The sequence below is a fragment of the Streptomyces xanthophaeus genome, assembly GCF_030440515.1.
GTDB classification, from domain to species: Bacteria; Actinomycetota; Actinomycetes; order Streptomycetales; family Streptomycetaceae; genus Streptomyces; species Streptomyces kutzneri.
In genome coordinates this window covers 8,226,620-8,237,145 of record NZ_CP076543.1, presented here as the reverse complement: position 1 = coordinate 8,237,145, position 10,526 = coordinate 8,226,620, and the positions used below count along the sequence as shown (strand labels likewise).

General features: G+C 76.1%; 7 protein-coding genes and 1 tRNA gene. 4 read left to right on the top strand and 4 right to left on the bottom strand.

The features are described from left to right. Window positions 1–132: 132 nt before the first annotated feature. The gene (locus KO717_RS37235) at window positions 133–1,737 is read right to left on the bottom strand and encodes a phospholipase D-like domain-containing protein (RefSeq protein ID WP_301363645.1); all 1,605 of its coding nucleotides are present in this window, start codon (window positions 1,735–1,737) and stop codon (window positions 133–135) included. A gap of 450 nt (window positions 1,738–2,187) precedes the next feature. Here KO717_RS37235 and KO717_RS37230 point away from each other — a divergent pair, with 450 nt between their 5' ends. Continuing rightward, window positions 2,188–2,694: a hypothetical protein gene (locus KO717_RS37230; protein WP_301363646.1), complete on the top strand. Its 507-nt coding sequence runs from the start codon at window positions 2,188–2,190 to the stop codon at window positions 2,692–2,694. A gap of 135 nt (window positions 2,695–2,829) precedes the next feature. On the opposite strand, the gene KO717_RS37225 is transcribed toward KO717_RS37230, so the two are convergent. Next, window positions 2,830–3,951: a glycosyltransferase gene (locus KO717_RS37225; protein ID WP_301363647.1), complete on the bottom strand. Its 1,122-nt coding sequence runs from the start codon at window positions 3,949–3,951 to the stop codon at window positions 2,830–2,832. A gap of 326 nt (window positions 3,952–4,277) precedes the next feature. Between KO717_RS37225 and KO717_RS37220 the strand changes: the two genes are divergently transcribed. The 3 genes from KO717_RS37220 to KO717_RS37210 all read left to right on the top strand — a co-directional run bounded on the left by KO717_RS37220 (window position 4,278) and on the right by KO717_RS37210 (window position 6,195). Continuing rightward, window positions 4,278–4,352 (top strand) — tRNA-Trp (locus tag KO717_RS37220). A 715-nt stretch (window positions 4,353–5,067) separates the two neighbouring features. Beyond that, the gene (locus KO717_RS37215; RefSeq protein ID WP_301363648.1) at window positions 5,068–5,433 is read left to right on the top strand and encodes a hypothetical protein; all 366 of its coding nucleotides are present in this window, start codon (window positions 5,068–5,070) and stop codon (window positions 5,431–5,433) included. Window positions 5,434–5,511: 78 nt separating this feature from the next. After that, window positions 5,512–6,195, top strand: coding sequence for an HAD family hydrolase (locus KO717_RS37210; RefSeq protein ID WP_301363649.1), 684 nt, complete (start codon window positions 5,512–5,514; stop codon window positions 6,193–6,195). Between the two features lie 253 nt (window positions 6,196–6,448). Here KO717_RS37210 and KO717_RS37205 read toward each other — a convergent pair whose 3' ends face one another. Beyond that, window positions 6,449–6,955, bottom strand: a complete 507-nt coding sequence (locus tag KO717_RS37205) for a nuclear transport factor 2 family protein (RefSeq protein ID WP_301363650.1) — start codon at window positions 6,953–6,955, stop codon at window positions 6,449–6,451. A 1,610-nt stretch (window positions 6,956–8,565) separates the two neighbouring features. Next, a complete protein-coding gene (locus KO717_RS37200) occupies window positions 8,566–10,002 on the bottom strand; it encodes an MFS transporter (RefSeq protein ID WP_301363651.1) in 1,437 nt (478 codons plus the stop codon). Between the last annotated feature and the right edge of the window lie 524 nt (window positions 10,003–10,526).

Below are 10,526 nucleotides of genomic sequence, written 5' to 3'. Positions count from 1 at the left end.
CCCCGCCGCACCCGGCCGCGGGGGCCGGGCACTGCGGGGGCGGGGAGGCGGACACCCGGGGCGCCCGGGCGCGGGCGGCCGGGGGCCTGGGGCCTGGGCGGCCTGGGGCCTGGGGCCTGGGGCCTGGGGGTGTCAGGCCTGGCAGAGGCCGCGGGCGTAGTCGTACGTCGCGGTGGCCTGGGAGTAGCGCCACTGCGGGTCGAGCAGGTCGCTCTTGACCTGCCCGGCCGCGGCCGGGCTCTCGACGACGTACCCGAAGTCCTGGAGCCAGGACGGGTACAGGTTCTTGGAGCCGATGTAGAAGGCCGATCCGTCGACCGAGACCAGCTTGTGGTGCTGGGCGTAGGGCTTGCCGTCCGCCCAGGTGGGCCGGTCGGACGCGCGGAACGTGGCCAGCTGGAGGTTCTCGCACATGGCCGTGCGCGCCCGGCCGCCGTCGCCGGTCAGGGCCGTCAGGCGGCCGCGCAGGGCGTCGCTCACCTCAGAGAGGGACTTGATCTGCGAGTAGCCGCCGCTGCCGATCGTGCCGCGGTTGGCCGGGTCGCTGACGACGATGCGGACCTTCACGCCGGAGGCGAGTTTCGCGGCGAGGGCGTCGTAGAGGCGTATGTCGTAGCGGGGCAGCGGCGGGCAGGTGGCGTGCACGTCCTGCTGGGAGATCTCGATGTGCGAGGCCGCGCTGGAGACCAGGGCGCGCAGGGCGCTCTCCTCCGGGTTGACGGTGTCGTAGTCCCGGTCGGCGTTGGTGTTGTCGTGCACCCCGATGCCGCACCTGGTGTCGCCGGCCGTGGGCAGGACGGGGCGGAAGGAGGAGGCGGGATCGCTCTGGCGGATGCCCACGCCGAGGCCGCCGACGGCGAGCGCGGGCACGTCCCCGCCGCCCGCCGGGGCGGCCGGGCGGGGCAGGGAGGGCATGCAGTCCGCGCCGGGCGAGGCGGCGAACCAGACCGAGGCCCAGTTGCTCTTGTTGCGGCAGGTCCAGTCCCACAGGGAGTCCAGGTAGCGGCCCGCGGAGCCGGCGGCGGGCCCGGTCAGCGCGAGGTCGACGTCGGCGACCGGGTGGGCGGTCTCCAGGTAGTCGTCCTTCCAGCTGTTGATGCCGCCGGTGATCACCGAAGTGCCGTCCACGACGACCAGCTTGGAGTGGTTCCAGGAGAACGCGGTCTTGGAGGTGGTCATCGAGGCCACGTTGAGGGTGATGCTGCCCGCGGCGGCCGGGCCCAGCTTCGCGAGCAGCTCGTCGCGGTAGGACGAGGGGATCACCGTGGAGTGGTAGATGGGCGCGGCGCCCACCAGGACGCGCACCTTGAGCCGGCCGCCCTTGCCGGCGGCCTCCTTCAGGCCCGCGACGATCGCCTCCTGGTAGCCGCCGTTGGGGAAGGGCGCCAGCGTCGATATGTCCACCGTTTCCCGGGCGCCGGCGATGTCCTGGCGCATCTTGTCCAGGAGGCGGCGCGATCCGGGCCGGTCGGCGCAGGCGGCGTCGCCCCAGCAGCCGGGGGTCTGCAGCAGCCAGTCGGCGCCCCCGGGGACGGAGGAGCCGAGCCGGTTGCCGGCGGTGCGCTCCCACACCGAGCCCTCCAGGCCCGGCGAGACCTGGCGCAGGGTCTGCTCGACCGAGTCCAGGTGCGGTGTGGGTGCGTCCGCGGCGGACGCGGGGGCGGCGGCGAGGAGGGAGAGGCCGAGTGCGAGGGCCGTGGCGGGGACGAGGGCCGCCGCGGCGACGGTGCGTGCCAATGTGGTTCCTTGACTGGGGTGGGGGTGGCTCCGGCCGGGAGCGTGGCCGGCCACACCCCGACCTTGATCAACTCGCGTAAGTTACCAGCACGTAGCCCCCTGTTCACCCGCCCCGGGCGAGTTCCGGCCACCCGTGCCGGACCGCCCGCCGCACGGGACCGGGAGCCTCTGCCGGGAGGGACCGGGAGGGCCGACCGGGACCGGGATCCGGGGGGGGCCGGGAGCCTCTGCCGGGCGGGACCGGGAGGGCCGACCGGGACCGGGATCCGGGGGGGGTGTCGGCCGGGCCCGGGATCCGGGGGGCGGCCGGGCCCGGGATCCGGGGGGCGGCCGGGACCGGGATCCGGGGGGTGGCTGGGAGTGTCCTCGCGGGCGGCTCCGCCCGGTGGCGGGGCCGTCCCCTTCCGGCTCGCTGCGGGGGTTGTCCGGGCGGTCTCGTAGCCTGGGCCCATGAGCAGCACCGCTGAGCCGGAAGCCGTCCCGGAAGAGGCCCTTGGGCTATACCTGCCGGTCATCGACGCGATGATCGCGCAGCCCTTCCCGGCGGCGGGCTTCGAGGACGCCACCGGTTACGGGGGCCCGGACCATCGCGTCCGTGTGCTGCGCGCGAGCGAGGACTTCTGGGACGACGCGTACCACCGGGCCCTGAACCGGGCCGACGCGCAGATGAGCGCCGTCCTCGGCGCTCTGGCCGCGGCCCTCACGGTGCGCTGGGGTGATCCGCTCACCGTGGACCTGGGGTCGTACCTGGAGGCCGGCTTCGACGGGAGGCGGGCCCCGGAGCCGGTCGAGAGCCTCTCCCAGAGCGCCTGCAGCATGCAGGTGTGGACCGTCCCGGGCAGCGGCCGCTGGATCGGCCTCACCGTCGGGCAGCACGACACGGAACTCCCGCTCGAACTCATGGCCGTGGCCGGCCGCACCCCCCTGCCCGCCTTGAGCGCCGACGGCGCGGGCTGAGCGCGAAGCCGCGTACGGGCCCCGCCGCAGGGGGTGCGGACGGGGCCGGGGCCGGGGTCGGGGTCGGGGGGCGGGGGCGGGGTCCGTACGGCCGTCCGGCCGGGCCGGTGGCCGTACGGACCCGGTGTGGGCTCCTCAGGAGGCGGCCAGGGCCTCCAGGGCGGGGACCGTTTCGGCCGGGGTCGGCAGGGCCGCGTTCTCCGCCCGCAGGCGGGTGGCGGCCTCGCGCAGGGCCGGGTCGGCGGTGAGGCGGGCCAGGAGCGGGGCGTCGACGTCGTCGGAGGCGGAGCGCAGGGCGGCGCCGGTGGCGGTCAGGGCGGCGGCGTTGGCGAAGTGGTCGGCGCCCTGGGGCAGCAGGAGCTGGGGCAGGCCGGCCTGCAGGGCGGTGAGCAGGGTGCCGGAGCCGCCGTGGTGGACCAGTGCGTCGGAGGCGGTCAGCAGCTCGGCGAGCGGGACCCAGGGCAGCGGGCGGACGTTGTCCGGGAGGGTGCCGAGCGGGCCGAGGTCGGCATCGCCGACGGCGAGCAGGAACTCGGCGTCCACCGACGCGGCGGCCTCGATCAGGCGGACGATGGCGCGGACGCCGTCCAGCTCGGTGAGCACGGTGCCCAGGGTGATGGCGACCCGCGGACGGCTTGCGCGCCGGAGCAGTCCGGCGGGGACGGTGCCGCCGCCGTTGTAGGGGAGGTAGCGCACGCGCAGGCCGCCCGGGTCGCCGCCGAGCGAGGCGGGGACGATGTTCAGGGCGGTGGGCTCGGCCGGGGCGTCCACCCCGTACGTCCCGTACGCCTCGGTGAAGTTGGCGGCGAGCCGGGCGACCATGTCCAGGCCCGAGGTGACGCCGAAGTTGTGGACCACCGACGGGATCCCCAGTTTGGCCGCGACCAGCGGGGCCGACGCCTGGAAGGAGTCGTAGACCAGCAGGTCGGGGCGCCAGCTTTCGGCGGCCTCCAGCAGACCGTCCACGGTGGAGCGGGAGACGAGCGCGAAACCGTGGGCCGCCCGGTCCAGGATCTGGTCGGTGGTCATGTCCGGTGCGACGTAGCGCACTTCCTCGTCCGTGGACTGCTCGAAGACGTCCCGGATGCTGCGGCCGTCGCCTATCTCGACGATCGGGAAACCGGCCTCGCGGAGCTGGCCCAGGGGCTGCGAGCCCGCGAACAGCACCTCGTGGCCGGCGGCACGCAAGGCCTGGGCGGTCGGGATCATCGGGAAGAGGTGGCCGGCTGCCGCCGGTCCGGTGAAGAGTATGCGCACGGTTTCTCCTTGCCATCGAATCTGCCGGCCGGGACCGATCGTGCGGGCCCGGCCGGCCCGGTTCCCTCCGGTGAACCGACGCGCACACACGCTGCGTTCCCCCCGGAGGATCGATAACCGGACGTTCTCGGGCACGCCTGTCCGGGAAGAGTGCAATGTGCTCCCGGGCCGCCGCCGCACCGGAAGGAGCGGGGCCGGGCCGGGGGTTGGGGGCGGGCCGGAAGAAGCGGGGGCAGACCGGGGGGCGGGGCGGGCCCGGGGGGCGGGGCGGGCCGGCTTTCTGCGCTGCCGGCTGCAAAACGGCACCGGTACGGTTGGGGGCGGGCGGGGCCGTAGCGCAGAGGTCGACGCGCGCGGTCTCCAACATCGCGAGGACGCCGGTTCGATTCCGGCCGGCTCCGCCCGCCCCGGGCCCGCCCCGGCCGGTGATCACCCGGGTGGAGGCGGCGAGGGGCCTTCGGGCCGCCGGCCAGAGCAGCAGGACGGCAGCGTGTCCGGGCCGGCCGGCTGGCCGGGCCGGCGTCCGCTGCTTTCGCGCAGGGGACCGGCAGCCGTCGTACCCGAGACCGTTCGCCGTGCCCGGACGGACCGGCGGACGGGCGGGCCGGCGGGCGGTCAGGCCATGGGCGTGCGCCGCTTCATGCGGGGGGCCCGGCGGGGAGCGGAAGGCGGCGGGCGCCGGCGGCGTATCGCAGTCCGCGGAGCCGGCGGCACAGGTGCTCTCAGGACCCTGGTGGCGGCGGCCGGCCGTGACGCGGCGGGCGCCGGCGTGCCGACGCCGACGGCGGAGGCCGGCCGGGCGCGTGCGGCCGCTTCGCGGACCGCGGCGGCCGGGGCTTGACGGGCCGGTCGGGTACGCGTTCACCCACGAGGTGGCCGGTCCGCGGCCGCCCGTGCCGAAGCCGGACGACGGTACGCCGCCGGTCACGTGCCCCCTGCGGCGCGCGGAGCGCGTGAAGGGGCGGGTGCTTCCCCTCCGCCGGCATCCCGGGCCGGGCCGGGCCGGGGATGCCGGGATGCCGGCCTGCGCCGGCTTGTGCCTGCCTGCGGCCGGGGATGCGGTCCGCCCGGCGGGTGCCGGTCCCCCGGGGCCGGTTTCCCTGTCAGGATGGGCCCGTGACCGAATCTCATGCGTGGACGGACTCGTGGTGCGGGGGTGAGGGGTCGGCCCTCTCCCTCTGGTCGAAGGACTCGGTCCTGTCGATCGGCTCGGTCGGCTCGGTGCTGTCGATCGGCTCGGTCGGCTCGGTCCTGTCGATCGGCTCCGTGGGCAGCGCGCTCTGTGCCGCCTCCATCGGTTCCTCCCTGTCCGTGCTCTCGGCGGCCTCCTGGCTCAGCACGGGCTCCCTGCTGTCCGCGCGCTCACGCTGGTCGGTGCTGTCCTGGCGCTCACGCGACGGATTCATGGTGGCCGGCGTCGCCGCCGCGACCGCCGCCGCCTCTCTCGCGCTGCACTTCGGCGCGCGCCGCGGCGGCCGCTAAAAGGGGTGCCCCCGGCCCCCTGGCGCGGGGCCGTAACACGCGCGCCGTGCGGGTCCGGCAGGCCCTTATGCTGCCGGGATGATCAAGCCGGTGGAACTCGTGATATTCGACTGCGACGGAGTGCTCGTCGACACCGAACGCATCGCCGTGCGTATCCAGATGGCCCTGGGAGCGGAGCTCGGCTGGCCGCTGACCCACGAGGAGGCCGTCGACCGGTTCATCGGCCGTTCCAAGGAGTCGATCTGCGAACAGATCGCGCAGCGGCTGGGCCAGGAGACGGCCGCCCTGTGGTGGGAACAGCTCCTGCGGCGCCACCGGGACGCGGTGGACCGCGGGCTGGAGGCGGTCGACGGGCTGCCCGGGGCTTTGGCCGAGATCACCCTGCCGGTGTGTGTCGCCTCCAGCGGCTCGCACGACAAGATGCGCCACACCCTTGGTGTCACGGGGCTCTACGAACGCTTCGCAGGCCGTATCTTCAGCGCTGCCGATGTGGCCCGCGGCAAACCCGCCCCCGACCTCTTCCTGCACGCGGCACGGCGGATGGGCGTCGACCCCGCCGCGTGCGTGGTCGTGGAGGACAGCCGCCCCGGCGTCCAGGCCGCCCGCGCCGCCGGCATGCGCGCCTTCGGCTACGCGGGCGGACTCACCCCGCCGGAACGGCTCGCGGGCCCGGGCACCGTCGTCTTCGACGACATGCGCGAACTGCCCGCCCTCGTCACCGGCCGGCACCAGGGGGCGTCCCCCTCGGATCCTGCCGGCTGAGCCCGCACCGTCTGGCACCGTGCGTCTCCCCCGGCCACCGCCGGGAGGAACCCCCGGACGGAGAAGCGGCCCCCGGGCGGAGGAGCCCCCGGGCGGAGGGGCGCGCGGGCGGGAGGTACGTGGGCGGCCCGGCAGCCTGGGGGCTCCCCCGACCGAGTCCGGGGGGATGAGGTGCGGTGCCGGGCGGCGCGGGAACCGGGCAGGATCCGAAGGAGACGGCCTGGCAGCGCCCGGCCGCGGGCGGCGGGCGGGGTCAGGCCGCGGGCGGGGTCCAGTCGGCGGGCAGGCCGGACTGGGCGAGGACGGTGGCCAGGCTGTAGTGGTCCTGGTCGACGGCGATGCGGCAGTGGTTCCTGTCGAGGTCGAGCCGGGTGGTCATCGGTACGGCGAAGGGCTTGGGTGCGCCCTTGAGATGGCCGGAGTAGACGGCCCGGACGGTGATGCGGTCGCCGTCGAGGCGGGCGCTGCGGATGGTGACGTGGACGTTGTCGATGAGGGTGTCGGCGCGGGCCTTCCACCCCGCGATCTCCTTGCGGCCACGGAAGGTGACACCGACAGCTTCGTCGGTGTAGGTGCCGTCGGCGGTGAACAGGGCACCGAGGGCCTGGGGTTCGGTGCCGTTCCAGGCGCGGGCCCAGGCGGCAGCGATCCCCGGCGTGCGGTGGCCGGTGTCCTGTGCGGCGTAGGCGGCGGAGGCGGTGGCACAGAGGGAAGCGGTGGCGGTCAGCACGGTGAGGGTACGCAGCGCGCGGGACGTCATGGTGGAAGCTCCTGGGAGTACGGGCGCGGCCCTGCCGGCAACGGCAACGGTGATGGCGGTGGTGGTAGCGGCGGGAGGGTGCGGGGGGTGCGGCGGCCGGGTGGGCGGCGGAGCCGCCGGGGGCCGGGGGCGCGGGTGTGCCGCCCCGTCCGGCTGTGTACGTGCAACGTTCATGGGACACAGACTCGTGCCGGGCGGTGTCCGGTCTCCAGGCCCTGCAGAGCCGGTGACTGTCCAGCACTGCCCACCCCTGTCCACCCGCCCCAGGCCCAGGCCCCCGGGGCCGGGGCTGGGGCCGGGTGGGAGCCGGGGCCGGGTGGGAGCCGGGGCCGCGTGAGGGCCGGGGCCGGGGCCGGGGCCGGGGCCAGGGCCGGGGCCAGGGCCGGGTAGGGGCCGGGGCCGGGGCCAGGTAGGGGCCGGGGCCGCGTGAGGGCCGGGGCCGGGTGGGAGCCGGGTGGGAGCCGGGGTCTGGGTCTGGGTCTGGTGGGGGCGGGTCTGGTGGGGGCGGTGATCCGCTCCAGGGGTGCCGGCGGCGCGCGGCGTCATGGCTGTGTCCCGGGCGGCGGACGGGACCGGGCGGACCGCGGGATTCGTGGACGTGGGCCTGGTCCAGGCGGTCTCGGTACCGGGCTGCGCACCCGGTTCCCCGAACTCCGGTGCCTGCGCGACGCGTCGGGAGGCGGCCGGCCGGGCACGCCGGTGCCGCAGCCGTCCTGCCGCGGGCGCGTCTTCCACCACCGCCGGACCCGTTGCCCGTCCCGGCCCGCACCCCCGCAGATCCCCGGAGCGGCGGGCCTGGTGTCCGGCGGCGGCCGCTGTTATCCGGCCGTGGCCGCGAGCCGTCAACGCGGGAGGCGGTCCCGTCCGGAGCGGCCTCGCCCGTGTCCTGACGGCCTGCCGGCCGCTCCGGCCCCGGGAGGTCCGGGTGGCCGCCCGGCAGTTGTTCCACCGCCGGCGCACCCGGCTGCGCACGGCACAGGCCCGCCGGGGACACGGGACACGCACGACAAGGCCCCCGGACCCGGAACACGCGCCGCCGGCAGGCGCCGGTGCCGGCGATGGTGCCGGTGCCGGTGCCGGTGCCGGCGATGGCGATGGCGATGGTGCCGGCGATGGCAGCATCGGCGGCGCGTCCCGGGCGCTCACAGCCGTACGCGCGGCCGCGGGCGGGGCCGCGCGATCGCCGGCCCGCCCCGTCACGGCGCCGTCCCGGCCGGGCTGGATGCCGGTCGTGGCGGGACGGCCGCGCTGGTGCCGCCCATCGGCGGGGACGGCCGCCGGCACCCGGGCCAGACCTCCCCCGCCCCCTGGGCTCCGGCCGGCAGCGGCTCCATCGGCATGGCCGCGGTCCTGCCGGTCCAGGGCGCGCCGCAGACCCGCGGACCGGTCCGGCCGGCAGCAGATCGGGGGGAGGTCCCCGGTGCGGTGGCCGGCCGCCCCGGGGTGGCGCCGCGGGCCAGCGCGGGCCGCCGGCCCTGCCCTCGCGTCCCCCGTCACGGCGTGCGGGACACGGCTGAGGAACGCGGGTGAGGGACGCGGGTGAGGGAGGCGCGGCCACCCGGGGTCCCGTCGGCCGGGCACACCGGGGCGTGGCGTCCGCTCCGCGCCCGTCAGGGCCGGCGGCCCGGCTCCCGTGCGGTGGTGTCGTCCGCCCGCAGGGACAGCGGCGGGATCCTGCCGCGCCGCACGAGCCGGTGGCGTACGGCCATGACGACGGCCGATGCCGCGACGATGACCGTCCCGCCCAGCTGCAGGACCGTGTCGTAGGCGTCCTCGGGCGGCCGCTGCGGGGTCATCGCGGAGAGCGCCGCGGCCGTCCCGGCGAGGGCGATCGCGCCCAGCGTGACCAGGAACGTCAGCAGTACGCCCGAGGCCTCCCCCGCCCTGGCCGGTGCGACGACCTGCTGGGTCGCCACGCTGGAGTAGGTCCAGCCCAGGCCCAGGCCCAGGCCGCACCACGCGAACACCGGCACGTACAGCCACCATGCGCCGGCCTGGGCGAGCGCGTACATTCCGGTGCCCGCGACCGCGCCGGCCAGTGCCATGACCGCGGTCGGCCGCATGTGCCGGCCCAGGCGTACCCCGAGCGGGCCGCTGACGGCGACGAGCAGGGCCGGGGCCAGGAACACCGTGCCCGCCAGCAGCGGCGAGAGCCCGCGTACGCCCTGGAGGTAGAGAGTGGCCAGGAAGACGGTGACGCCGTAGCCCATGTTGGTGAGCGAACCCATCGCGGTCACCAGGACGTACGGGAGATTCCGCAGGAGCCGCAGGTCGACCAGCGGGTGGCAGGCGGCCCGCTCCCGCAGCAGGAACAGAGCACCGGCCGTCACGGCCAGGGCGGAGCACAGCAGGGTACGGGTACTCCCCCAGCCCCAGGCGTCCCCGCGTTCCACGGCCAGGGTGAGCGCGGCCAGCGAGCACACGATCAGGGCACAGCCCGGAAGGTCGAGCTCACGGGGCACCGAGGAGTCACGCGAGTCCGGTACATACAGGACAGCGGTGAGCAGCGAGAACAGGCCCAGGGGGGCCATCAGCCAGAAAATCCAGCGCCAGCCGGGTCCCTCGGTGAGCCCGCCGCCCACGAAAGGCCCGAGCGCGGTCCCGATGTTCGCGACGCCGAACACGGCACCCAGGGCCCTGGCGCGGGTCTCCCCCGGGAAGGTGTTGGTGATCACGGACACGGACACCGGGAAAACGAACGCCGCGCCCACACCCTGCAAGACCCGGGCCGCGACCAGCAGGCCGAGACCGGAGGCCAGCGCGCAGCCCACAGAACCGGCAGTGAACAGGGCCAGCCCGGCCAGGAGGCTGCCACGCCGGCCGAAGACATCCCCGACCCGGCCGCCGACGATGAAGAAACAGCCGATCGCGAGCATGTACGCGGACAGGGTCCACTGCGCGGCCGAGACCGTGACACCGAGTTCCGCCGCGATCCCGGGAAGAGCAAGGTTGAGAGCGAAAAAATCGAGCTGGATACAGAACAGAGCGACAGCGACAGCGACGAAAGCCCCCGTCCTGCACGCGGCCGGCGAGGTCTCAGCGTGCATCAGGACGTTCCCCTCTCAGCCGACACACCCGGAGCGGAGGCGCACCCCGCACCCGGCCCCTGATCCCATCGTCGGACGACCCACCACCAAACGCAGCCCAACCCCCAGCCCCTGGCCGCGACGACGGCCCCGAGCCCCGAGCCGGAGGCCGCGGGGCTGGAGGGGGCCGGGGACCGGAGGCCGGGACCAGGAGCGGAGGCCGGGACCGGAACCGGGAGCAGGAGCAGGACCGGGAGCAGGACCGGGACCGGGAGCAGGAGCAGGACCGGGAGCAGGACCGGGACCGGGAGCAGGACCGGGAGCAGGACCGGGACCGGGAGCAGGAGCGGGAGCAGAAGCGGAACCGAGACCGGGGCCAAGACCGGGACCAGGGGCGGGGGCCGGAACCAGGGCCAGAGCCGGAACCGGGGGCCAGGAGCCAGACCCGGGGGCCGGGGGCCGCAGGCCAGAGCCGGGGCCAGGAGCCAGACCAGGGCCAGACCCGGGGGCCGGGGCCGCAGGCCAGGAGCCAGCCCAGAGCCGGG